This window comes from Pseudomonas sp. RA_15y_Pfl1_P11 (genome assembly GCF_963970975.1).
GTDB lineage: Bacteria > Pseudomonadota > Gammaproteobacteria > Pseudomonadales > Pseudomonadaceae > Aquipseudomonas > Aquipseudomonas tritici.
In genome coordinates, this window is sequence record NZ_CAXAOY010000016.1 from 1 (window position 1) to 24,037 (window position 24,037).

General features: G+C 56.8%; 21 protein-coding genes and 3 pseudogenes. 9 read left to right on the top strand and 15 right to left on the bottom strand.

The genetic code is table 11. The annotated features are described in order from the left end of the window. Positions 1-221: 221 nt before the first annotated feature. Positions 222-638 (top strand): annotated as a pseudogene (locus AACY44_RS19405) (hypothetical protein); the annotation flags it as partial. Here the strand turns inward: AACY44_RS19405 and AACY44_RS19410 are convergent. The 3 genes from AACY44_RS19410 to AACY44_RS19420 all read right to left on the bottom strand — a co-directional run bounded on the left by AACY44_RS19410 (position 639) and on the right by AACY44_RS19420 (position 3,034). Continuing rightward, a complete protein-coding gene (locus tag AACY44_RS19410) occupies positions 639-1,499 on the bottom strand; it encodes a hypothetical protein (protein WP_339530891.1) in 861 nt (286 codons plus the stop codon). It abuts the pseudogene before it with no gap. A gap of 65 nt (positions 1,500-1,564) precedes the next feature. Further along, a complete protein-coding gene (locus tag AACY44_RS19415; protein WP_339530892.1) occupies positions 1,565-2,440 on the bottom strand; it encodes a DUF4145 domain-containing protein in 876 nt (291 codons plus the stop codon). A 342-nt stretch (positions 2,441-2,782) separates the two neighbouring features. Then, the gene (locus AACY44_RS19420; RefSeq protein ID WP_339530894.1) at positions 2,783-3,034 is read right to left on the bottom strand and encodes a hypothetical protein; all 252 of its coding nucleotides are present in this window, start codon (positions 3,032-3,034) and stop codon (positions 2,783-2,785) included. Positions 3,035-4,620: 1,586 nt separating this feature from the next. Here AACY44_RS19420 and AACY44_RS19425 point away from each other — a divergent pair. Beyond that, complete coding sequence (locus AACY44_RS19425) at positions 4,621-5,685, top strand: 2,3-butanediol dehydrogenase (RefSeq protein ID WP_339468286.1); 1,065 nt, start codon at positions 4,621-4,623, stop codon at positions 5,683-5,685. 89 nt (positions 5,686-5,774) lie between these two features. Here AACY44_RS19425 and AACY44_RS19430 read toward each other — a convergent pair whose 3' ends face one another. Further along, positions 5,775-6,110 carry a hypothetical protein gene (locus AACY44_RS19430; protein ID WP_339418854.1) on the bottom strand — a complete coding sequence of 112 codons (336 nt, stop codon included), beginning with the start codon at positions 6,108-6,110 and terminating at the stop codon, positions 5,775-5,777. A gap of 455 nt (positions 6,111-6,565) precedes the next feature. Between AACY44_RS19430 and AACY44_RS19435 the strand changes: the two genes are divergently transcribed. Continuing rightward, on the top strand, positions 6,566-6,934 hold the full coding sequence (locus tag AACY44_RS19435; protein ID WP_339418852.1) for a hypothetical protein: 369 nt from the start codon (positions 6,566-6,568) through the stop codon (positions 6,932-6,934). 130 nt (positions 6,935-7,064) lie between these two features. Here the strand turns inward: AACY44_RS19435 and AACY44_RS19440 are convergent, their stop codons facing one another. The 3 genes and pseudogenes from AACY44_RS19440 to AACY44_RS19450 all read right to left on the bottom strand — a co-directional run bounded on the left by AACY44_RS19440 (position 7,065) and on the right by AACY44_RS19450 (position 8,322). Then, a complete protein-coding gene (locus tag AACY44_RS19440; protein WP_339418851.1) occupies positions 7,065-7,643 on the bottom strand; it encodes a DUF4337 domain-containing protein in 579 nt (192 codons plus the stop codon). Between the two features lie 54 nt (positions 7,644-7,697). After that, a pseudogene (locus AACY44_RS19445) lies at positions 7,698-7,928 on the bottom strand (DUF2784 domain-containing protein); the annotation flags it as partial. A gap of 67 nt (positions 7,929-7,995) precedes the next feature. Beyond that, positions 7,996-8,322, bottom strand: a complete 327-nt coding sequence (locus AACY44_RS19450; RefSeq protein WP_339418849.1) for a helix-turn-helix domain-containing protein — start codon at positions 8,320-8,322, stop codon at positions 7,996-7,998. Positions 8,323-8,564: 242 nt separating this feature from the next. On the opposite strand from AACY44_RS19450, the gene AACY44_RS19455 reads away from it, so the two are divergent. Next, on the top strand, positions 8,565-9,254 hold the full coding sequence (locus tag AACY44_RS19455; RefSeq protein WP_339418847.1) for an HAD-IA family hydrolase: 690 nt from the start codon (positions 8,565-8,567) through the stop codon (positions 9,252-9,254). A gap of 76 nt (positions 9,255-9,330) precedes the next feature. Here AACY44_RS19455 and AACY44_RS19460 read toward each other — a convergent pair. The 4 genes and pseudogenes from AACY44_RS19460 to AACY44_RS19475 all read right to left on the bottom strand — a co-directional run. Then, positions 9,331-9,483: pseudogene (locus AACY44_RS19460) on the bottom strand (SDR family oxidoreductase); the annotation flags it as partial. A 14-nt stretch (positions 9,484-9,497) separates the two neighbouring features. Continuing rightward, on the bottom strand, positions 9,498-10,226 hold the full coding sequence (locus AACY44_RS19465; RefSeq protein WP_339530896.1) for an aspartate/glutamate racemase family protein: 729 nt from the start codon (positions 10,224-10,226) through the stop codon (positions 9,498-9,500). A gap of 13 nt (positions 10,227-10,239) precedes the next feature. Continuing rightward, positions 10,240-11,766 (bottom strand): NCS1 family nucleobase:cation symporter-1, encoded by a 1,527-nt coding sequence (locus tag AACY44_RS19470; RefSeq protein WP_339418844.1) that lies wholly within the window; start codon positions 11,764-11,766, stop codon positions 10,240-10,242. Between the two features lie 376 nt (positions 11,767-12,142). Next, positions 12,143-12,877 carry a phosphoadenylyl-sulfate reductase gene (locus AACY44_RS19475; RefSeq protein WP_339418842.1) on the bottom strand — a complete coding sequence of 245 codons (735 nt, stop codon included), beginning with the start codon at positions 12,875-12,877 and terminating at the stop codon, positions 12,143-12,145. Between the two features lie 153 nt (positions 12,878-13,030). Between AACY44_RS19475 and thrH the strand changes: the two genes are divergently transcribed. Further along, positions 13,031-13,648 (top strand): bifunctional phosphoserine phosphatase/homoserine phosphotransferase ThrH, encoded by a 618-nt coding sequence (thrH, locus tag AACY44_RS19480; RefSeq protein WP_339436457.1) that lies wholly within the window; start codon positions 13,031-13,033, stop codon positions 13,646-13,648. A 117-nt stretch (positions 13,649-13,765) separates the two neighbouring features. Here thrH and pabB read toward each other — a convergent pair whose 3' ends face one another. The 4 genes from pabB to rloA all read right to left on the bottom strand — a co-directional run bounded on the left by pabB (position 13,766) and on the right by rloA (position 18,260). Next, positions 13,766-15,109 (bottom strand): aminodeoxychorismate synthase component I, encoded by a 1,344-nt coding sequence (gene pabB / locus AACY44_RS19485; protein ID WP_339418839.1) that lies wholly within the window; start codon positions 15,107-15,109, stop codon positions 13,766-13,768. 93 nt (positions 15,110-15,202) lie between these two features. Beyond that, a complete protein-coding gene (locus tag AACY44_RS19490) occupies positions 15,203-16,189 on the bottom strand; it encodes an alpha-L-glutamate ligase-like protein (RefSeq protein WP_339418837.1) in 987 nt (328 codons plus the stop codon). Beyond that, positions 16,189-17,721 carry an osmotic stress tolerance membrane protein RloB gene (gene rloB, locus AACY44_RS19495; RefSeq protein ID WP_339418836.1) on the bottom strand — a complete coding sequence of 511 codons (1,533 nt, stop codon included), beginning with the start codon at positions 17,719-17,721 and terminating at the stop codon, positions 16,189-16,191. Before rloB ends, AACY44_RS19490 begins: the two co-directional genes overlap by 1 nt. Positions 17,722-17,726: 5 nt before the next feature. Further along, positions 17,727-18,260, bottom strand: coding sequence for a retropepsin-like aspartic peptidase RloA (rloA, locus tag AACY44_RS19500; RefSeq protein ID WP_339418834.1), 534 nt, complete (start codon positions 18,258-18,260; stop codon positions 17,727-17,729). 272 nt (positions 18,261-18,532) lie between these two features. On the opposite strand from rloA, the gene AACY44_RS19505 reads away from it, so the two are divergent. The 4 genes from AACY44_RS19505 (at position 18,533) to acnD (ending at position 24,032) form a co-directional block, all read left to right on the top strand. After that, positions 18,533-19,243, top strand: a complete 711-nt coding sequence (locus tag AACY44_RS19505) for a GntR family transcriptional regulator (protein WP_370468044.1) — start codon at positions 18,533-18,535, stop codon at positions 19,241-19,243. Then, positions 19,240-20,133, top strand: coding sequence for a methylisocitrate lyase (prpB, locus tag AACY44_RS19510; RefSeq protein ID WP_025854214.1), 894 nt, complete (start codon positions 19,240-19,242; stop codon positions 20,131-20,133). Before AACY44_RS19505 ends, prpB begins: the two co-directional genes overlap by 4 nt. 40 nt (positions 20,134-20,173) lie before the next feature. Beyond that, positions 20,174-21,301, top strand: coding sequence for a bifunctional 2-methylcitrate synthase/citrate synthase (prpC, locus tag AACY44_RS19515; RefSeq protein WP_339427930.1), 1,128 nt, complete (start codon positions 20,174-20,176; stop codon positions 21,299-21,301). A 136-nt stretch (positions 21,302-21,437) separates the two neighbouring features. Continuing rightward, positions 21,438-24,032: a Fe/S-dependent 2-methylisocitrate dehydratase AcnD gene (gene acnD / locus AACY44_RS19520; protein WP_339530899.1), complete on the top strand. Its 2,595-nt coding sequence runs from the start codon at positions 21,438-21,440 to the stop codon at positions 24,030-24,032. The last annotated feature ends 5 nt before the right edge of the window (positions 24,033-24,037 follow it).

The window sequence follows — 24,037 nt, forward strand, 5'->3', positions numbered from 1 at the left end:
TGCTCTCGCCGATCAAAGACGTACGGGCAGGAACGGTGGTGGATATCAAGCACAAGAAATAACGGAATGTCGCATCCTGAACGGTTCACCTTTTTTTGAATAGGTGGGGTTTATGGATCAGTTACGACGCATCATGGTGGTGGGCTCCTGAGGGAAATCGGGAGCACAGGATCAGACGTCAGCTATCTGCTTGAAATGTGGGGTTCGTGGAGCGGATACGGATCAAGAAGATTGAGGCGCTGGGCGCGCTCAAGTTGCTGTCCGGTGGATCTGCGAGCCTAGCGGCGGTGAATGATCTGCACCAGGCGACTGGGCGGGACCTGAACGTAGTTGTGGGCCAGAAGCACAACGCCACGGTGGGTGGCGACATGCATGAGCGGATCGAAGGCCTTCGTAAAAGCGTGGCTGGCGTCAGTCAGCGTCTGCAGGCGCCGAAAAACTGGATCGGGTCTGAAGGCGTAAACTTGTTTCAGGTGGTGTGCGACATGCTCGATCTGCTGCAGCAGATGAACACCCAACTGGCAGCACACACGCACGTACCTGGGCCAGCACCAAGCCCGGCCGATGCGGCGGCATTCACGGCTAAAGCTACTCAAGCAAATTTTCTGTCAAATAAGCTAAAACTCATTACGTTGTAACTAAGCTGGAATAGGATAAAAGGTTTTGTATGCCTGTGAGTCGCGTGTTTGAGGTTGTATCGAATACAGCTCATTTATAACGGCAATTAGAGGTGCGCGTACTCGTATATCAATATGATTCAGACACCCAAATAGATGGTCTTTGAGGGTATCGTTATCAAGGAAGGTTTTCTCAAAAAGATATAATGTTAAGTGGTCGTCGTTGTCTATTTGAGTTTTTTCTCTGATGAAACTAATGTTAATCATGTATTGCAGCATTATGTAGTTGGAGAAAATAGGGGCGGGCCCATTGTTGTTTTTCAAAGAGCTGAATTTTGAAAGGGCTTTTAAGTACTCTGTTTGGTGAACTTTAAATTTGGTGATATCAATTGTAGCGTTAAAGTATTGGATTGCGTTGTGAAGCTCCTTGAAATACATGTCTTGCCAATGCATCCTGATAATGGCTTTGTGGATTCCCTCGTTTAATGACGCAAAGATCGCATTGAAATTTCCGGCGTGGCTCGTCATGTCATTCATGAATGACATTGCCTGCTTTCGAGACGGCCCTTCGATTCCTGAGAAGGACTCAGAAATTGTTTTCATTTTTGTGATGAGAGTTCTCGCCTCATCTATTAAAACTTTTTGTCTTTCCGAGTCGCTGTTTTTCTTGTATTGGTAGATGGCTAGAAAAAAAGCAGCTGCTGTTGCTAACTGGGCAATGACATTTATGATGTCAATGAATTTCATGGGCCACCAAAAATCATGGGGGGCATGAATGTACAACAGTAAAAGTATTACAGTTAATGCGACTATGGCCAGTGCTGCATTTGCCAGCATCTTTTGCTTTGATGTTTTATAAAGCCACTTCTTTTCATAGTGCATGCATTTGTTCTCTAGCCAACCGCGTGGTAGGTGGTAGGTTTTTCATGGGACGCAGCAAAGGTTAATTACGTTACGACATAGTGAAGGAGGGTTTCCTCCGATCCCATAAATTTGTCATCTTTGCCAAACGACAAGGCTGTGAATTCCTTTTTCCCGATTTTTCTGTTTAGTTCTGATGTGATTTTTTTTAAGTTTCCTGCGATCAGCCTCATATCTTTACCTAGATATTTAGCTAGCGGATATTCATCCCCAGCTTTGTAATCATTTAGTTTTGATAGTAGTAATTTCTCAAAGTCCATGTATTCTTCAATTAGATGCTGTAGGTGCTTTTTTGAATCTTTATCGAGTAGATAGACTGTTGTGATTAAGTGTTCAATAATAACAAGTGCTGCTTGCAATGATTTTTTGCTTGGCGTTATTATTTCATGGGCTGCATCATTCCCCATAAATCGGATTGAGTGAAGTCTGACTGAATCTTTTTTTGATATAAAGCCCTTGCTCGCAAGACTGTTGATTCTTGAGTTTAAATCTCTGCCTGTTACTTTTAGATCATTGCAGATGGCTTCAATCGTTGCCCGTAGCCCTATGCCTGCCAGTGTTAATGAGCCAGCCTCGAAAGCGGTACACACTTCAGAGTAAATAGAGCCCACTATATCAGGAAGCTTATCTCCATCTAATTTCGCTATGCTGGCTTTGGGGTAAATAAAAGTGTCTGTAGGTACGACCCACTCTTGTTCCTCGTCTATAAAGTATGCGGCCTCAATATCTTTAATTACTGTTCTGAATGAAACGAAATCACACCCGCAACACTTTATTATTTCGTGGATCTCAGTGTAATGGTAGTCCTCGGGGTTGCCCTCAAAAAAATGCGAGCCTTGAACCTCTTGGTTTGTAGTTCTTTGACATCTTGTGCATTCGCTTCTAACTTTTGTTTTAGACATTCCTTGCCTATCCTTATTATTCTTAAATTGGAGTGTCTATTCTAAGCGACACTATCAAGATTGTGCATTAGCGCAACCATCAATGTACTCGATACCACTCAGAACGAAACCGGTCACAGCCATACCTGCGAGAGTAGCATCTAGCAGTGGCGGCAAGGGATCCGGGTCGCGTGGCATCCCCACTTCCACTCGGGCGATGTTTGAGGCTCTGCCCAAGCTATTTGCAGATCGTGGAACTAATCAGGACATTGCCTCTGATGGCGGGGTAGCGGCGCCGCGCTTTGGCATCCATTGGGACACCACGTGACCGCATTGGGCTAACCAGCATATGCATTTGCTCACCTATTCGTCTTGATCAATGTCGAGAAGTGATTCGATTGCATAAGCTAACGCGCCGTCCGCCTGCTCTAGTAAGTCGCTGAGATCATCGGAGTCGATTTCCCCTATTTTGTACAGCGCATGGGCCAAGGACAAAAGGGCCTTGTGATGAGCACCAGGTGCTTTGAGTAATGCGGGCTCGTCGTGTAGCAACGCTTTCCATTGTTTTAGTGCGATCGCCTTCTCAGGCGGCGTCTCCACATTCCCCTCGATCATCATACCTCCCAAAAAACGTCGTCGATCGCTGTATAAATAAACAGTATATCGATCGCCGTCGCATGGCTACATCTGTCCGATGAGAAGCTGGGCGATAGTGGTAAAGCCAAAGCCGAAAATCATCCAGCAAAGAAAAAATCGCTCAAAAAAGCACTTATCCCCCTCCCGCCAACGGGCTTTGCGTCGCTTTTTTGTGCAAAGGCGGGTACGGGTGCAAACAATAGCTCCGCCCAGGCCGGCTGCGGGCCATGTGGGTGTTGTCGTGATTGCACGGAGTGCAAGGTTTTGAAAAGAAGTGCAGTGGACTTGCACAGCGTTGTGGCGCGCGCGCGAATTGATCAGGGGAGCGAGATGGCCGGTTCACGGGGCCTGCGGCTGTGAAAATCGCCAATAGATGCAATTTTCGTTTTTGGAACTGTTGGCATTACTTGGGTTTTAGTCATCACCCAGCCTGACCGTAAAATAGCTGAAAGGCCCAGCCAGTAAGGCTTTCCGGCGTTTTGCACCATTGCACAACGCCACCAAGAAATTGGCGGGTGTCAGCGCCGGTTAAGAGGGAGAGGAAATTGCCAAAAAGGTATGGCGCTCGGCCATTTTTCAAACGTGGGCTGGGAAAAAGGTAATTTTGGTAAGCGAGGTATAGAAGTGGGCTGCAGCCCTTATGGTGCTTGGGTTTCAATCATTACCTCAAAGGGTAATTTTAGGTAAGGGTTAGGGTAATATTTTCTGAAGTGCCCCATTTTACTGGGTTTGAGGGCTATCAGGGATTACTCATAGGAAAGGTAATTTTCTAACCTCGTACTTACCTAATTATTACCCTCACAAAAACCTATCACCATCCCGGTTTTAAAGGCTTCTACTGGCATTTCCTCGCCGTATTACCAAAATTACCTTTTTCCCATGGGTCAACATAAAACGCCAGAATGCCTGCCCAGCAGTCGTGCTCCAGTTCTGTACGTAAATCCCGTGGGACTGGCATGGGACTGAGATTGAAAACGCCGCCGGGCTGCAGCCCTTATAAACCGGGGGGGTATGCTTCGAAAATCGCAAACGGGTAGTTTCGAATCTCTCCTTCACCGCCAAATTTGAAACGACAAAACCCCTGAAAACGTAAAAGTTTTCAGGGGTTTTGTGTTTTCAGAAGGTCAAAAAAGGCCCATATGGGAATATCCATGGGAACACAGGCTGCTGGTATGGCCGTCTTCATTGATCCCTACTTGCTTCATTGCTCGCGCCTAGCGCTGAGACGCAACGTCTCACCGTCTCGTGTCTACCTAATGTGGTCTGACCTGCAGCGTCTCACCTGAACTCGATCCTCGCCATTCTTGAGTACCCATCCCGCCGCTCTAAAAAAGGGTTGCCCAGGTGTTTTTGCGGATCTGGCACCGGCCTTGCTCTGCCTCCAGTACCCAGCCCGACTGGTCAACCAATAATAAAAAGAAGTGCCCGATGTCTCGCTCAATCGACTGGTTCTGGCCGCTGTGCAATAGCACTGAGGCCTCTGCCGGCGGACGGTTGCGGGGCGCCAGGATCAACCGTCTCAAGGAGATGTCGCGATGACCCTTTCGATCAAACCGCAACGCAGCATGCGTGCCGCTGTCTGGCACGGCCGCAATGATATTCGTGTCGAGGATGTTCCGCTGCCGATTTCGCCGCCTGCTGGTTGGGTGCAGATCCGTGTGCAATGGTGCGGAATTTGCGGGTCCGATTTGCATGAGTACGTGGCGGGGCCGGTGTTCATACCGGTTGACGCTCCGCACCCGCTGACCGGGATTAAGGGCCAATGCATTCTCGGTCATGAGTTTTGTGGCGAGATCGTCGAACTCGGTGACGGTGTGCAGGGCTTCAGTGTCGGCGAACCGGTGGCGGCCGATGCGTGCCAACATTGCGGCACGTGCTACTACTGCACCCACGGGCTGTACAACATTTGCGAGAATCTGGCGTTCACTGGGTTGATGAACAATGGTGCCTTCGCCGAACTGGTCAATGTGCCAGCCAACCTGCTGTACAAGTTGCCGGCGAACTTTCCGGCCGAAGCGGGGGCACTGATCGAGCCGCTGGCAGTGGGCATGCACGCGGTGAAAAAAGCCGGAAGCCTACTCGGGCAACACGTGGTGGTGGTCGGTGCCGGCACCATTGGCCTGTGCACCATCATGTGCGCCAAAGCGGCCGGTGCGGCTCAGGTGATCGCTCTGGAAATGTCCGGATCCCGCAAGGCCAAGGCCCTGGAAGTGGGGGCGACGCATGTGCTCGATCCCAATCAATGCGACGTTATGGCTGAGGTACGACGCCTGACGGGTGGGCTCGGGGCGGATGTCAGTTTCGAATGCATCGGTAACAAACACACGGCCAAGCTCGCGATCGATTTGATCCGCAAGGCCGGCAAGTGCGTACTGGTGGGGATTTTCGAGGAGCCCAGCGAGTTCAACTTTTTCGAGTTGGTGGCCACGGAAAAGCAGGTACTGGGTGCACTGGCCTACAACGGCGAGTTCGCTGACGTGATCGCTTTTATCGCGGATGGACGGCTGGACATCACACCGCTGGTGACTGGGCGCATTCAGTTGGAACAGATCGTGGGTCAGGGCTTCGAGGAACTGGTCAACAACAAGGAGCACAATGTGAAAATCATCGTGTCACCCGCTCGAGTCTGAAACGAGTGATGGGGGACGTGATTCATTAAATCCACATTCAAAAAACCAAAACACCGGGCAATGCCCGGTGTTTTTTTATGCGTACTGCTTTATTTCGCAGCTTTCAACTTGACCACATCACCCGAAATCTTGGTGGTGTAACCGCTCAGCACCCACGCCCAAAACCATTTTTCCTGGATCTGAGTGTTGATCAGCGCATCGCCGCCTTTTGCCTTGATGGCAGCATCCTGGGCGCGAACGAAACGGCTGTTCTGGCCGATTGGGATGACGCCGAACAGCATGATGCCAGTGGCGCTGGCTTCGCTGTGACCCAGCACAGTGTATTGGCTGCTGTCGTATTGCGGGGATTTGATAGCGGTGCCGGTGCAACCTGCGAGGGCGAGACCAAGAACGGCTGCGGCAACTGCTTTACTGACGTACTTCACTGTGTAACTCCATGGACTAAATATCGAGATCCAATTCTCGAGGGGGCGCTACTCTAGTTGCTCGGGCAACATATTGAAATCAATTGCCTGAAGATTTCATGTTCCGATACCTGCATGTAATCGGAAAAACAGTCAGGAGAACCAGATAGAGCGCGAGGCTGCAGTTAACCAGTCCAGCAACCAACCCAATGGCACCCAGCAACCAGGGCCACTCCGAAGACGTCAGCCCGGAAGGTTTCCAGCCGCACCCATCAGCAGTACGTTGTCGATAACAATGGTTTCCCCCCGGCGCCCGCACGAGTACTTCCTTGTAGATAGATGGATAAACGGGACGGATTTGTTTGAGGTTTTACGCTATCGCGGTGTGATGGCAAAGGGCATTACAAATGCTGGTCATGAATTCCAGGACTTGCTAAGGTCGCCGCCTTTCCAACACGCCATTCAGAGGGATCTAAATGCATCCGGTGCTTCGCAAGACATTCGGCGGGCTTTCTGCCCAGTACTACATTCGCAATTTTCTGTTCGGGCTGATTTTTCCCGTGCTGATCTATACCGCGCTTACCCACTCGAAAACCGGAGTGTTCACAATGGGTGCTCTGTTTTATTGCGTGGTCAACAGCGTGCTTTACCCCTACGCACGCTTCGTTTACGAAAGCATCATGGATTACATCTTTGGCAACAACGTGTTCTTCGTGAATGCGATTCTGATGCTGACCGTCAAGGTGTTCACCATGGCGATCTGCTGGAGCATGGCTATTTTCATTGCGCCAGTTGGGCTGGCTTACTTGTACTTCCACCACAGCAGAGCGGCGAATCGGGCCTGATTCAGTTCAGCGCAAGTCAGTAGATCTGGTAGTTGGCCAGACTGCGATTACGGTGTGACAGTCAACGATGATGTTGAGTGATGGTCCGTCATCGCAGGCAAGCCAGCTCCCACATTTAGCCTGCGCCGTGTCAGATATGCAGCCATGCCAAGCTACCCAACAGCACGGCCACACCCGCTGCCGCGTAGGACACACGCTTCAACCACTCCTTCCTCGTCAGCAACGTAATCGCCGCCAACGAAATCGCGATCTGAATCGCGGTCATCGCCTGGGCCCAGCGATGATGCTGGTGCAGCGGCTGCTCCGACTTCTCATCCCACTGCGTTGACGTGGCTTCAAGCTTTTCGGCCTGCTTGCGCACGTCTTCCTTCTGGCCCTTGTAGCGCTCGATCTCTTCCTTGTAATGCACCGCGTCCACACCTGGAATGTGCGTGGCGAGTTCCGCGAGGTTTTGTCGGCTGGATTTGGCCTGGTAGTAATTCCACTGGTTGGCGGCTTCGGTCTTGAAAATGGCGGCGTTGTTTTTGTCCATCGCCGCTTCGCTTTCCGTGGAGCCGGCCTGGTAGCTGAGCATGGCGCCGAGGGTGGCCATGAGGGCGGTCATCACGGCGATACGACTGGCGAAATTGTCCCCGCGGCCGTGGGCATGTTCGGTGGTGTGTTCGACGTGTTTTTCGTGGGGGCTGGGGACTTCGAAGGCTTCGGACATGGCGGCGTCTGTGAAGGGAATGAGGGCGTCTGATTCTTCACCAGCGAAGCTGTCTCAAGCCTGTACGTAACGCCGGATCAACCGCGCATACACCGCGATATTAATCATCAGCACCAGCGCGCCTAAGCCCCATTGGATCTGTGGGGTCAGCCCGGCGGGGTAGATGAGTGTGAGGATGTAATGCTCGATGAACCCACCGCCATAGACGTCCTGCCCGGCGAGATGACGAAACAGGTTTTCCCAACGGGTCAATGGGCAAGGCAGGTGAAACACCTCGACTGCAATGGTCGCGTGAGACTGCAACGTCGCAGGCGTGAAAGGAAGGGGTGTGGATGATGACTTGCCATAGATCCTAAAGCTTCAACGGGTTCGGATGGATGCCGAACGCTTTGGCTATCTTCTCTCGTGTGATCTTACGAGGCTTGTTCACCGTTTCTTGCTGAGCAAATGCCGATTGGGAGATGCCCAGGCGGTTGGCTGCTTCTTTTTGCGTTGGATTCAGGTGCTCGCGCCAGGCGCGGATGGGAGTAAAGCCATCGACAATCAGGCCGACGACTTGATGCGGGATAAGGTGGTCCCGTCCCAGCTGTGAAAAGTACTGCCAGTATGGGATGACCACAAACGCAGGCTCGCCTTTGGTATCGTTGATGATCTGTATGTGGGGAGATGTATTAACCATTTTTTCCTGTTTAGCCTTATATAAATCTTATATTTTTATAAGGATTTAATAAGTGTTTTGAGGTTTTTTCGGGAATACCTTACACCCGGTGCCTCCCAACGTTAGCTTGTCCCGCTGAAGTCAGGCGATCAGAGCTGTTGCTGTATGTGATTGTTGCTTGGCAACTGCACAGGTTGCTTGCAAGCCGCGCGGGCCGGTATTGTGCTGAATCCTTTTAGTCCTTCCTCCAGGGTTCTGTAGTGATGAATGCACCGCATACCGCAGTCGGTCCGATCAAGGCCGTGATTTTCGACATGGACGGGTTGTTGCTGGACACTGAAGGCATCTACACCGAAGTCACGCAGATCATCGCCGAACGCTACGACCGTACCTATGACTGGAGCATTAAGCAGCACATCATCGGGCGTGGCGCTCAGGATTTGGCCGACTACGTGGTCAAGGCGCTGGATTTGCCGATCACACCGGCCGAGTTTCTCGAAATCCGTGAACCGCTGATGAGCGAGCGCTTCCCCAAGGCGTTGGGCATGCCCGGCGCCGAAGCATTGGTGCGGCACCTGAAAGCGCACAATATTCCGATTGCTGTGGGCACCAGTTCGTCGCGCAATTCGTTTGGTCACAAGACCACGTTGCACCGCGAATGGTTTGCCCTGTTCGACACCATCGTCACCGCTGACGACCCGGAAGTCGGCGCCGCCAAACCTGCGCCGGACATTTTCCTCACCGCCGCGCGCCGCCTGGGCGTTGCGCCCGAGGATTGCCTGGTGTTCGAAGATTCGCCCTTCGGCGTGACCGCCGCGAAGGCTGCCCACATGACCGCCATCGCCGTGCCGGATGAAGCAATGGCCGACAGCAAATACCACCACGCCGACCAGATCATCCGCAAACTCGCGGATTTCGACCTGGCCGCCTACGGCCTGCCGCCGCTCTCCTGACCAAAACGCGGTCAAAAAAATGTGGGAGCTGGCTTGCCTGCGATAGCGGAGTATCAGTCGCTGGATAAATTGGCTGATACACCGCCACCGCCATCAACCCAATTAAACTCTCGGCAAAATCACTGTTCGCCGGGTTCATATCAGTATCTACCGGCCCAGGCTGCACGTTATTGATGGTAATCCCGCGAGGCCCCAGATCCCGCGCCAACCCTTTGGTCAAGCCAAGGATGACCACACCTCGGTCTACCGGCCGAACTGGCCCGGCCAGCCAATGATTTTCTTCGGCCGCGGCGTCGCATACGTCCTGATCTTCGACGTCGACAACCGCAACCGTACCAAGGACTCAGCAATGGTCACCGCCGCCGTCACGCCATCCACCACCGGCACCCCGGTGCGCTGGCGAATCTGCTCATCCAGCCCGGCCATGCCACCACACCCCAGGCAGATCACCTCAGCTTTGTCCTCGCGGATGGCCAGTTCGGCCTGACGCACGATAGCCTCCATCGCCGCCAACGGGTCTTCTTCCAGCTCCAGCACCGCCATGCCACTGGCCCGCACCGAGGCGCAACGCTGGTACAGGCCGGCGAGTTTCAGGCGGTCTTCGATCAGCGGCACAGTGCGGTCCAGGGTGGTCACCACTGAGTACGCATGGCCCAGGAACATCGCGGTGCTGGCGGCGGCTTCGGTGATGTCCACCACCGGCACGTTGAGCAATTCTTGCAAGCCTTCGCGACCGTGTTCGCCGTAGCCGGCCTGGATCACCGCGTCGAACGGCTGGTCGTAGGCCATCACCCGGTCCATCACCGCGAGGGCCGCCAGGTAGCTTTCAAAATTGCCCTCTACCGACTCCGCGCCGAAGTAGGGCGTGAGCCCGACAATCTCGGTGCCCGGCGCGGCCACGGCCCGTGCCTGCTGGACGATGGTTTCAGTGATGGATTCGGTGGTGTTGACGTTGACCACGAGGATACGCATGGAATGTCCTTGATTAGTGACTGACGTTATCGACTGCAATGCTTTCGCCGCTGACATCGGCGTAGAACGGCTGGCGCTTGGCGATCAGCCCATACAGCAGCGCTGCAATACCGGCGCCAAACATCCAGGAAAACGGTGAGACGCTGGCGAAACCGGGCAGCAGGGCCAGGAGAATGGCGATCACTGCCGCAGGAACAAACGCCGCCACTGCACGTAAATTGACCCCGCGGCTGTAGTAATAAACACCACGGGGGTCTTCGCTATACAACTGTGGCACGTCCACCTGGGTTTTACGGATCAACCAGTAATCGACCATGATCACCCCGTACAACGGCCCCAGCAGTGCGCCCAGGCCAGACAGGAAATACACGATCACTAGCGGGCTGTTGTAGAGGTTCCACGGCAGGATCAATACGGCCACGGTCGCGCTGATCAACCCGGCGCGACGGAAGTTCAGGTACTTGGGCGCCAGGTTGCTCAGCACAAAGGCCGGCGCGACAAAGTTGGCCATGATGTTCACCGCCACGGTGACGATCAGGAACGCCAGGCAACCCAGTACCAGAAACACGGTATCAGGGATGGCTGCGATGATCTCGGTCGGGCTTTCGATCACCCGGCCATTGAGCTGGAACTGCCCGCCGCACAGCAGTACCGTGATCGCAGCGAACACCAGAATATTCACCGGCAGGCCCCAGAAGTTGCCGACCTGAATGGTCTTGCGGCACGGCGAAGAGCGGGCGAAGTCGCAGAAGTTGAGAATCAACGTGCCGTAGATCGACAGCCACAGCGCGCCGCCGGCAAAGATATTGCGCCACATCTCGCCACCACTCAGCGGTTCACGGATCGACCAGGCTATATTGCCGCCGACCTGGAAGTACATCCAACCGGCCAACGAGGCTACCGTCAGCAGAATCACCGGCCCGGCGAAGCCTTCATAGCGGCGCACCATTTCCATGCCGTAGGCCAGGATCACCAGTTGCACCAGCCAGATCGCCACAAAACAGGCCCAGCCGAGGGATGACAGACCGAGGATGGAGTTGTGGTCGTAGTCGGCGAAGCCTGGATGAATGGCTGTCAGCAATACGCGGAAAACCACCGAGGCCAGGTAGGTCTGGATACCGAACCAGGCAATCGCAATCACCGCGCGGATCAACGCCGGAATCTGTGCGCCATGAATGCCGAAACTGATGCGGCTGATCACCGGAAACGGTACGCCGGTCTTCTGCCCCATATAGCCCGACAAGTTCATGAAGAAGTACACCAGCGCCGCACCGATGCCGAGGGACAACAAGATCTGCCAGCCGCCCAGGCCCAATGCATACAAGCCAATGGCGAACGAGTAGTTGGCGATGTTGTGTACGTCGTTGGTCCATAACGCAAAGATGCTGTAGCGCCCCCAACGCCGGCCTTCGACCTTGGTGGGCGCCAGGTCCCTGTTATGTAGGCGCGGGCTGAGTACCAGCGGGCCCGGAGGTGTCGCCTCGGGGTTCAGGGGGGAGGGCAGATCCAGTGCGATGTCATTCGAGAGGCTAGTACGCATTCCGGCAGGCTCCGGCACATCAGCAGCCGGGCCGCAGATGGCAAAGTGTATGTAGGTTTTGTATTTATTGTATACAAAGCGTATTTCACCTTAAGCCACATGCGTGCCAGTTTTCGATCTATGAAAACGACGGATAATTTCCTTTTCGTAGATTTTATAAATAACTCGCTGAATTGAAAGCGATATAAATTGACCGTTTGAACAGCTATTTATTTTTCTATGGGAGAGGGATAGATCACGACGGAAAACAGAGGGCGAGTAGAGGTGTTACGTTATGGTGCGGATTGAGGAGGATTGCACACATAAATGGCACCTATGGTTACATCTATGTGTACATTCTAGAGGTCAACACAAAACAAATGTGGGCGCTAAGGACTTAGGCCTTACTGATGATGTTCCCCGCATGCAACCCACATTCCTTCTGTGTAGCCTCTTCCCACCACCAACGCCCCTCGCGTTCATGCTGGTTCGGCAACACCGGACGCGTGCAAGGTTCGCAACCAATGCTGATGAAACCACGCTCATGCAAGCTGTTATACGGCAGCTCCAGCATGCGGATGTAACCCCAGACTTCCTCACTGGTCATCTGCGCCAGCGGGTTGAACTTGTACAAAGTGCGCTCAGGCGTAGAGAACGCCGTGTCGATTTCCAGTGCAGCCACCTGGCTCCGTGTACCCGGGCTCTGGTCGCGGCGCTGGCCGGTGGCCCAGGCATTTACGCCGGAAAGCTTGCGGCGCAGCGGCTCGATCTTGCGCACGCCGCAGCATTCGCCATGGCCGTCCTTGTAAAAGCTGAACAGGCCCTTCTCTTTGACGAAGGGCTCCAGCTCGCGCTGGTCTGGTGAGATCAACTCGATGTCTATCTTGTAGAAGTCGCGCACCTGCTCGATAAACCGGTAGGTCTGCGGGTGCAGGCGGCCGGTGTCGAGGCTGAACACTTTGACGTTCTTGTTCAGCTTCCAGGCCATGTCTACCAGCACCACGTCCTCGGCGCCGCTGAAGGAAATCCACAGATCATCACCGAACTGGCTGAACGCCAGCTTGAGAATGTCCTGCGCAGACTTGTTGGCGTAAGTCGCGGCGAGTTCAACGACGTCGAAGGCTTGGTTCATCAGGACGGTTTCCTACAGGTCAGTGGCGCTGAGCGCTCTATAGGGGAGTGATGGTATCAAAATCCGCCCTGCGTTGCGGCGGCGAGCGTGAGTCGCTAGAGTTCGGCAGTCCTTTTGCCCGCTCAATCAACAACATCTAAATGGGAGTGTCTTGTGGAAATTGCCTGTCTTGACCTGGAAGGGGTACTGGTTCCGGAAATCTGGATCGCCTTCGCCGAAAAAACCGGTATTGAATCCCTGCGGGCCACCACCCGGGATATTCCCGACTACGACGTGCTGATGAAGCAACGCCTGCGCATCCTCGATGAACACGGGCTCAAGCTCGCCGACATCCAGGAAGTGATCGCCACCCTCAAGCCGCTGGACGGCGCTATCGAGTTCGTCAACTGGCTGCGTGAGCGCTTTCAGGTGGTGATCCTGTCAGACACCTTCTACGAATTTTCCCAGCCGCTGATGCGCCAACTGGGTTTCCCCACCCTGCTCTGCCACCGCCTGATCACCGACGAAACCGACCGCGTGGTGAGTTATCAACTGCGTCAGAAAGACCCAAAGCGCCAGTCGGTATTGGCCTTCAAGAGCCTGTACTACCGCGTGATCGCCGCAGGCGATTCCTACAACGACACCACCATGCTGGGCGAAGCCGACCGTGGGATTCTGTTCCATGCGCCGGAGAATGTGATCCGCGAGTTCCCGCAGTTCCCGGCGGTGCATACGTTTGAGGATTTGAAGAACGAGTTCATCAAGGCGTCGAATCGCCCGTTGAGCCTGTAAGTCCTTCGGCGCGGCTGGTGGCCTCTTCGCAGGCAAGCCAGCTCCCACATTTGAATGATGTGAACCCGATCAAATGTGGGAGAGTAAATTCCCACCTGGAACTCGGGGGCGCTGACGCTACAAGCCTTCCAAAGTGTGTAACAACACCCGCACCTTCGTCAGCGACTCCTGATACTCCGCCTCCCATTGCGAGTCCGCCACAATCCCGCCGCCGCCCCAGCAGCAGACCTGCCCCTCCTTGACCAGCAAGCTACGGATGGCGATGGAGCTGTCCATTTCCCCCCTAACATCCAGATACACCAAAGAACCGCAGTACAGCCCGCGTCGAGTAGGCTCCAGCTCGTCGATGATCTGCATCGCACGGATCTTCGGTGCGCCGGTGATGGAGCCGCCGGGAAAGCTGCCCGCGATTAGGTCGAGAGCGTCTTTGTCGTCGGCCAACTCGCCGATAACGCTGCTCACCAGATGGTGGACGTTAGGGTAGCTTTCCAGGCTGAACAGCTCCGGCACGCTCACCGAGCCGGTGCGGCAGGTACGGCCGAGGTCGTTGCGCAGCAGGTCGACGATCATCAGGTTTTCGGCGCGGTCCTTGGGGCTGGCCAGCAGTTCGGCAGCGTTGGCAGCGTCTTCTTCGGGCGTCAGGCCACGGGGGCGGGTACCTTTGATGGGGCGGGTTTCGACGCGACGCTTGCTGATGTGCACGAAGCGCTCTGGCGACAGGCTCAGTACCGCGCCGTCGTCCGGCAGGCTTTGGAACCCGGAGAACGGTGTCGGGCAGGCTTTACGCAATGCGCAGTAGGCGACCCATGGATCGCCAATGCACGGTGCACGGAAGCGTTGAGCAAAGTTGACCTGGTAACAGTCGCCGGCCTGAATGTAATCCTGGATGCGCGCGATGGCCTGGCGGTAAGCCTCGGCGGTGAGGTCCGGGGCCATGGGGCCTTGAAGTTTGAAGGATGCGGGCGCGTCGATAGCGCCAGTGCTGAATAGCGCAATCAACCGTTGCTGCTCGCTGTCGGCCAGTGCCGGATGAAACACCAACTGGCTGGTCTGCGTGTGGTGATCGCTGATCAGCGCCCAGGCATACAGCCCAAAGCGCGCATCCGGCAGGTGCAGGTCGTCTGTTGCAAGGTGTGGCATCTGCTCAAGGTGCCGACCAAAGTCATAGCTCAGGTAGCCGATCAGGCCTCCGGCAAATGGCAGCTCATACCCGACAGGCAAATCCGCCTCACCCAGCTGCGTGAGATTTTCCCGCAACCGTTGCAGGAAATCGCCACCGCTTTCGTCAGGCGATACCGTCAGCGTCGCTTGCGGCCAAGCGCTGAGAAGGTCATACCGCCCGCGTTCAGCCGCTGGCCGGCCGCTGTCCAGCAGCACGGCACCAGGCGCGTGGCGAATGACCGCGAAATACTCGGCGGGGTTGGCCCGGTAGGGCAGCGGGTGTACGGAACAGGTTGACATGAGGGGCCTTAAAGGCAGTTGCAAGTTTTGAGCTTCAAGCTGCAAGTGTAACAAACACGAGGGCTGTGTCTTGAAGCTTATAGCTTGCAGCTTTTAGCTGGCGAAAGCCCCAATATGCCCAAACATTTCCTGCACGAACTTCACCCGCTCTTCCGGGGTTTCCGTCACGCCGGCTGCTTTCAGTTCTTCCAGTCGCGCTTCCACCGCATGCGTACGCAAGGTTAAACCGCAGTCGTTGGCAATCTGAATATTCAACCCAGGCCGCGCATTCAGTTCCAGGATCAGCGGGCCTTTCTCCTGGTCCAGCACCATGTCCACGCCGATGTAACCCAGCCCGCACAGCTCATAGCAGCCGGCTGCGAGCTTCATGAAACCGTCCCAGTTGGGCAGTTGCACGCCATCCACCGCGTTGGTGGTATCGGGGTGTTTGGTGATGATGGTGTTCAGCCAGGTGCCGCGCAGGGTCAAGCCGGTGGCGAGATCGACGCCGACGCCAATCGCGCCCTGGTGCAGGTTGGCCTTGCCGCCCGACTGGCGGGTCGGCAAGCGCAGCATGGCCATCACCGGGTAACCCATCAATACGATGATGCGAATGTCCGGCACACCTTCATAGCTGATGCTCTTGAAGATCTGGTCAGGCACCACGCGGTATTCGATCAGCGCGCGATCACGGTGGCCGCCCAATGAGTACAGGCCGGTGAGGATGCTGGAAATCTGATGTTCGATCTCCTCATGGCTGATGATCTTGCCGGACACCGTTCGATAGCGCCCTTCAAAGCGGTCCGCCACCACCAGGATGCCGTCGCCGCCGGCGCCCTGGGCCGGCTTGATCACGAAGTCGCTGCGCCCGCCGATGATCTCGTTGAGCTTGTCGATTTCCTTCTCGGTGGAGATCACCCCGTACATTTCCGGCACATGGATGCCGGCCGCCAGCGCGCGTTCCTTGGTGATGATCTTGTCATCCACAATCGGGTACAGGCTGCGCTTGTTGTACTTGAGCACGTAGTCGGCGTTACGCCGGTTGATGCCCATGATCCCCCGCGCTTCCAGCGCCTTCCAGGTCTTCCAGAATCCGAACATTACTGATCTGCCTTCAAGAAGGCCTTGAATCGCACCAGCTCGGTCAAGCGGTAGCCGCGATACCGACCCATGGCCAGCATGAAGCCCACCAAAATCAGCAGGATGGCTGGGAAGGTGAACACAAAGTAGATCAGCTCCGGCACGCTCATGATCAAGTGCGCGAGGGATGCGGCGAACAGCGTACCAATCGCCACTTTCAACGCATGGTTGGCGCCGCGTTCTTCCCAGGTGATGGACAGGCGTTCGATGGTCATGGTCAAAATCACCATCGGGAACAGCGCCACCGACAGCCCACGCTCCAGCCCCAGTTTATGGCTGAACAGGCTGATGGCCGCGATCAGCACCACCACAAAGGTCAACACCACCGACAACCTCGGCAGCATCTGCAGCTTCAAGTGCTCCAGGTACGATCTGAGCGACAAACCCAGCGCCGTGATAATCGTAAACAGCACAATCCCGAAGCCCAGCTGCGTCTCGCGGAACGCGAGGGCGATCAGCACCGGGGTGAACGTTCCCAGGGTCTGCAGGCCGATCAGGTTGCGCAGGATCAAAATCACCAACACGCCGATCGGGATCATCACCATGATCATGAAGGTCTGCTGGGTTTGCAGCGGCAGGCCGTACAGCGAGTATTCGAGGAAGTTGGCGTCGGTGTTCTCGTCGGTCAGCTTGGCCAGGCGAATCGCGTTCATTTCGCTGTTGTTCAGGCTGAAGGTCACCATGGCCTTCTTGCCGCCATCGACGGTGATCAGGTTTTCATCGCCGGTCCACCACTGCAAGCGGTCGGCGGGCAGGCCTTGTTCGCCGGTCTCCGGGTTGAAGTACAACCATTCATTGCCGTTGAAGCTGCGCAGCCACAGTTCCGGGCTTTGCGGCTGGTCGGCGACCAGGCGGATGGTGTGGACTTTTTCCACCGGCACGTGGGCAATGGACAGCAGCAATTCGACGATCTTGGCTTTGTGCGGCGTCGACGGATCGCCCGCGAGCAGCAGTTTCACATTGTCGTCGTTGAGGTTGTTGGTGCGCTTGATGGCTTCAGTAATAAAGGTCTCGACGTCGGCCGAGTGCTGGCGGATCGGCGCAAGCAGGGCTTCGGCGGCGATCTTCTCCGGGCCTTCCACCGCGATGCTGTCGCGGAAGGTGGGGCCCTTGACCTTGACCTTTTCGCCGCTGTAGCGCTTGGTCAGGACCAGGCGGTAATACAGGGTCTGGTTGCCCTTGGCGCGGCGTGCCGACCAGGTGACCTTGCGGTTGCCGTCGGTGCGGTTGACGCTCACGCCGTAATTATTCGAGATGAAGCTCTCGTTGAGGCTGACGAAGTCGCGGCTCAAGGGCGGTACGAACATCTGGATTTTCACGGGATCTTTCGGGTTGGCGACGAACTCGACCTTGGCGTCGATGTTCCACAAGTCGTCGGTGGCGTCCTCGGTAACGGGGATCCCCAGCACGAAGATCTGATAGGTGGTGACCGAAATACCCAACACCACCAGGATGGCGATCAGGAATTTCAGGTGCAGGGTCAGAGAGCGCATTCGTTTTACTCGGCGGTATGAGCGTCGGCGGCGCAAGCGGGCTTGCCCGCTGCGTATTTAAGACTGGGGTCGACCAGCGCATCAAAGCGTTTCAGCGCTTCGGAGCCAATCAGCAGCGGGTATTGGAATGCGCTGCGGTCAGTCAAGTTCACTTCGATGCTGCGTAAAGCAGTGCCCATGCAGATGTCTAGGGCAATCACCGGACGGGCGGTGTAGTTTTTGTCCTCATCGGGGTCGTAGTCACCGGCACGGCGCTTGATCTTGCTGACGCGGGCCAGGGGGCGTTCGATGGGGTGGGAATGGGCGGTGTCGATGGCCAGGTAGAAGCGAACCCAGGATTCGCCATTGCGCTTGAAGCGCTTGATGTCGCGGGCGCTGAGGGAGGCGGTCTTGGCACCGGTGTCCAGTTTGGCGGCGACTTCCAGATTGATGCCGGCCAATTGGGCGTATTCGTTGAGGCCATACACGGTCTTCTCGGCAGCGACGCCAAGGCCTGGCATGAACAATAGGCAGAACAGGGGTAAGGGCTTGAGTCTCATAAATCCTGAGGCGGTGCAGTGCGATGTTTGATTCAAGGCGACTGGCATTACTGCGCAAGCTCCCTCGTGCGCCGTTTCATCTAGCGATGTCAGGCAAATACGGCGAGCATTCTAACATGATGCTGTTTTGGCGCCAGCGCTGGCAGGCGGCCATGCCGTGCACGCGTTCAGAGGTAGTTATTAGGCGATTGTCGACAATGTAGTTTTATTCTTTGACTATATTGGTCTGATTGGCTAGTTTTTAAGGCATTGTTTTTAAAGGTGTCGACAATATGCTGGATCAGCTGGAACCCCCAGTGATGGTGCAAGACGATTCCCAGACCATGTCCGAGAACGTCTTCCGGCGTATCCAGGCCGCCATCGTCAAGGGTGAGATCGCCCCGGGCAGCAAGATCTCCGAGCCGGAACTGGCTCGCACCTACGGCATCAGCCGTGGCCCGTTGCGTGAGGCGATCCATCGCTTGGAAGGCCAGCGCCTGCTGGTGCGTGTGCCTCACGTCGGCGCGAGGGTGGTGTCGTTGAGCCATGCCGAGCTGATCGAACTCTATGAAATCCGCGAATCTCTCGAAGGCATGGCCTGTCGCCTGGCCGCCGAGCGCATGACCGATGCTGAAATCGAAGAGCTGCGCCAAGTGCTGCACACCCACGAACGCGATGAAGCGTTCCAGGCCGGCCTCGGTTATTACCAGCAGGAAGGCGACTTCGACTTTCATTACCGGATCATTCAAGGCGCTGGCAACCGCACCCTGACCCAAATGCTCTGCGGCGAGCTGTACCAACTGGTGCGCATGTACCGAATCCAGTTTTCCGCCACCCCCAATCGTCCACGCCAGGCCTTTGCCGAGCACCACCGCATTCTTGACGCGATTGCCGATCGCGACGGTGAATTGGCCGAACTGTTGATGCGCCGGCACATCGGCGCGTCCAAACGCAACATTGCCCGTCACTTCCCAGGCGGTGCTACTGATAGAGGTGAGTCATGAGTTCTAACAATAAAAGCACCCCCGGCCAGCGTTTCCGTGACGCCGTCGCCAGTGAGCACCCCTTGCAGGTGGTCGGCGCGATCAACGCCAACCACGCGCTGCTGGCCAAGCGCGCCGGTTTCAAGGCGATCTACCTGTCGGGTGGCGGGGTGGCTGCCGGCTCCCTCGGCGTGCCGGACCTGGGCATCACCGGCCTGGATGACGTACTCACCGACGTACGCCGCATTACGGATGTGTGCGACCTGCCGCTGCTGGTGGACGTGGACACCGGTTTCGGCTCCTCGGCGTTCAACGTGGCGCGTACCGTCAAGTCGATGATCAAGTTTGGCGCGGCTGCCATCCATATCGAAGACCAGGTCGGCGCCAAGCGCTGCGGCCATCGCCCGAACAAAGAAATTGTGTCGCAGCAGGAAATGGTCGACCGCATCAAGGCCGCCGTGGATGCGCGCACCGATGACAGCTTCGTGATCATGGCGCGCACCGATGCCCTGGCCGTCGAGGGTTTGGAATCCGCCCTGGAACGCGCCGCCGCCTGCATCGAAGCTGGCGCCGACATGGTGTTTCCGGAGGCCATTACCGAATTGGAGATGTACAAGCTGTTTGCCTCCCGCGTGAAAGCGCCGATCCTGGCCAACATCACCGAGTTTGGCGCCACACCGCTGTACACCACCGAACAGTTGAAATCTGCTGATGTTTCCATCGTGCTGTACCCGCTCTCGGCGTTCCGCGCCATGAACAAGGCCGCCGAAAACGTCTACACCGCGATCCGTCGCGACGGCACCCAACAGAATGTGATCGACACCATGCAAACCCGCATGGAGCTTTACGATCGCATCGACTACCACACCTTCGAGCAGAAGCTCGACGCGCTGTTCGCAGCCAAGAAGTAACGAATGGCCTCCCTAATAAATTCAAGATTGGAGAAAGAACATGGCTGAAGCAAAAGTACTCAGTGGCGCCGGCCTGCGTGGCCAGGTGGCCGGGCAGACCGCACTGTCCACCGTCGGCCAAGCGGGCGCCGGCCTGACCTATCGCGGCTACGACGTGCGTGAACTGGCCGCCGATGCGCAGTTTGAAGAAGTCGCCTACCTGCTGCTGTACGGCGAACTGCCGACCCAGGCCGAGCTGGCGGACTACCGCAAAAAGCTGGGCAAGCTGCGCGACCTGCCCCAAGCGCTCAAGGAAGTGCTGGAACGCATTCCTGCCGACGCCCACCCGATGGACGTGATGCGCACCGGTTGCTCGTTCCTTGGCAATATCGAGCCGGAGAAAGACTTCAGCGTGCAGCGCGACGTCACCGATCGTCTGTTGGCGGCCTTCCCGGCGATCATGTGCTACTGGTATCGCTTCAGCCACGACGGCAAGCGTATCGACTGCGTGACCGACGAGCCGACCATCGGCGGCCATTTCCTGCATCTGTTGCACGGCGAAAAACCGAGCGAGTTGCACGAGAAAGTCATGAACGTGTCGCTGATTCTCTACGCCGAGCACGAATTCAACGCTTCGACCTTCACCGCCCGCGTGTGTGCGTCGACCCTGTCCGATCTCTATTCCTGCGTTACCGCCGCCATCGGCTCCCTGCGCGGTCCACTGCATGGCGGCGCCAACGAAGCGGCGATGGAGATGATCGAGCGATTCTCTTCGGCTGAAGAAGCTGTCGAAGGCACGCTCGGCATGCTGGCGCGCAAGGACAAGATCATGGGCTTTGGCCACGCGATCTACAAAGACAACGACCCGCGCAATGAAGTGATCAAGGGCTGGTCGAAAAAACTTGCTGACGAGGTGGGTGACAAGGTGTTGTTCCCGGTCTCCGAAGCCATCGATAAAACCATGTGGGAACAGAAGAAGCTGTTTCCCAACGCCGATTTCTACCATGCCTCGGCGTATCACTTCATGGGCATCCCGACCAAGCTGTTCACCCCGATCTTCGTGTGCTCGCGCCTGACTGGCTGGGCCGCGCATGTCTTCGAGCAGCGCGCCAACAACCGCATCATCCGTCCAAGCGCCGAATACACCGGCGTTGAGCAGCGCAAGTTCGTGCCAATCGAACGTCGCTGAATGAAGAGACCGGCGTCTTGAAGTGGTCACCGAATCCAATGTGGGAGCGGGCTTGCTCGCTCCTACATTGGATCGCATTTCACATCAAATCCGCGTCGTCTTTTCCTTTTGTATCTACCGTGACCGAGCCCTGACGATGAACACTGAATTCCGCAAACCACTCCCCGGCAGCCGCCTGGATTTCTTCGACGCCCGCGCGGCTGTCGAGGCAATCACCCCCGGCGCCTACGCCACCTTGCCCTACACCTCCCGCGTCCTCGCAGAAAACCTGGTGCGTCGTTGCGACCCGGCCACCCTCAACGCGTCCCTGAGCCAACTGATCGAACGCAAGCGCGACCTCGACTTTCCGTGGTTCCCGGCGCGCGTGGTGTGCCACGACATTCTCGGCCAGACCGCCTTGGTCGACCTCGCCGGCTTGCGCGATGCCATCGCCCTGCAAGGCGGTGACCCGGCGCAGGTCAATCCGGTGGTGCCGACCCAACTGATCGTCGACCATTCCCTGGCCGTCGAAGCCGGCGGTTTTGACCCGGACGCGTTCGAGAAAAACCGCGCCATCGAAGACCGTCGCAACGAAGACCGTTTCCACTTTATCGAGTGGACCAAGAAGGCCTTCAAGAACGTCGACGTGATCCCGCCAGGCAACGGCATCATGCACCAGATCAACCTGGAGAAAATGTCCCCGGTGATTCAGGTGCGTGACGGTGTTGCATTCCCCGACACCTGCGTTGGCACCGACAGCCACACCCCGCACGTAGACGCACTGGGTGTGATCGCCATCGGCGTCGGTGGTCTGGAAGCCGAAAGCGTGATGCTCGGTCGCGCCTCGTGGATGCGCCTGCCGGAAAGTGTCGGCGTGGAGCTGACGGGCAAGCTGCAACCCGGCATCACCGCCACCGATATGGTGCTGGCGCTGACCGAGTTCCTGCGTAAGCAAAAAGTGGTCGGCGCGTGGCTGGAGTTTTTCGGCGAGGGCGCTTCAAACCTCACCCTCGGCGACCGTGCAACCATCTCCAACATGGCACCGGAATACGGCGCCACCGCGGCGATGTTCTACATCGATCAACAGACCATCGCTTACCTCAAGCTTACTGGCCGCGAAGACGAACAAGTCACCTTGGTTGAGCAATATGCCCGCCACACTGGCCTGTGGGCCGATGACCTCAAAGGCGCGCAATACGAGCGTGGCCTCACCTTCGATCTGTCCAGCGTTGTGCGCAACATGGCCGGCCCGAGCAACCCGCACGCTCGCGTCGCTACCTGTGACCTGGCGGCCAAAGGTATCTCTGGCCAGTGGGAAGAAGTGCCGGGGCAAATGCCCGACGGCGCGGTAATCATCGCCGCCATCACCAGTTGCACCAACACCAGCAACCCGCGCAACGTCATCGCCGCAGGCCTCTTGGCGCGCAACGCCAACAAACTGGGGCTGGTGCGCAAACCTTGGGTCAAATCTTCCCTGGCTCCCGGTTCGAAAACCGTGGCGATGTACCTCGACGAAGCCGGCTTGACCACTGAATTGGAGCAGCTTGGTTTTGGTGTCGTGGCCTTCGCCTGCACCACCTGCAACGGTATGTCCGGCGCACTCGACCCGGTCATCCAGCAGGAAATCATCGACCGCGACTTGTACGCGACCGCCGTGCTCTCGGGCAACCGCAACTTCGACGGGCGTATTCACCCGTACGCCAAGCAAGCGTTCCTGGCCTCGCCGCCGCTGGTGGTGGCTTACGCGATTGCCGGCACTATCCGTTTCGATATCGAGAAGGACGTGCTCGGCCTCGACGCCAACGGCAAGGACATCCGCCTGCAGGACATCTGGCCGAGCGACGAAGAGATCGACGCGGTGGTCAAGGCCTCGGTCAAGCCGGAGCAGTTCCGCAAGGTCTACATTCCGATGTTCGCGATCCACGAAGACACCGGCCCGAAAGTCGCGCCGCTGTATGACTGGCGCCCGCAGAGCACCTATATCCGCCGTCCGCCGTATTGGGAAGGCGCGCTGGCCGGCGCGCGGCCGCTCAAGGGCATGCGCCCGCTGGCGGTGCTGCCGGACAACATCACCACTGACCACCTGTCGCCGTCCAACGCAATCATGCTCGACAGCGCCGCCGGCGAATACCTGGCGAAAATGGGCTTGCCGGAAGTCGACTTCAACTCTTACGCGACGCATCGTGGCGACCACTTGACTGCGCAGCGCGCGACTTTTGCCAACCCGAAACTGTTCAACGAAATGGTTGTTGAAAACGGCAAGGTCAAGCAGGGATCTCTGGCGCGCATCGAGCCGGAAGGCCAGGTCACGCGGATGTGGGAAGCCATCGAAACCTACATGGAGCGCAAGCAGCCGCTGATCATCATCGCCGGCGCCGACTACGGCCAGGGCTCGTCCCGCGACTGGGCGGCCAAGGGCGTGCGACTGGCCGGTGTGGAAGCGATTGCCGCCGAGGGCTTCGAGCGTATCCACCGCACCAACCTGGTGGGCATGGGCGTGTTGCCGCTGGAGTTCCTGCCGGGCACGGATCGCCATACGCTGAAGATCGACGGCAGCGAGACCTACGACGTGGTCGGCGCGCGCACCCCGCGTGCCACGCTGGCATTGGTGATCAACCGCAAGAATGGCGAACGTGTCGAAGTGCCGGTGACCTGCCGCCTGGACACCGCCGAAGAAGTGTCGATCTACGAGGCGGGCGGCGTGTTGCAGCGTTTTGCCCAGGACTTCCTGGAATCGGCGGCGACCGCCTGAGGGGT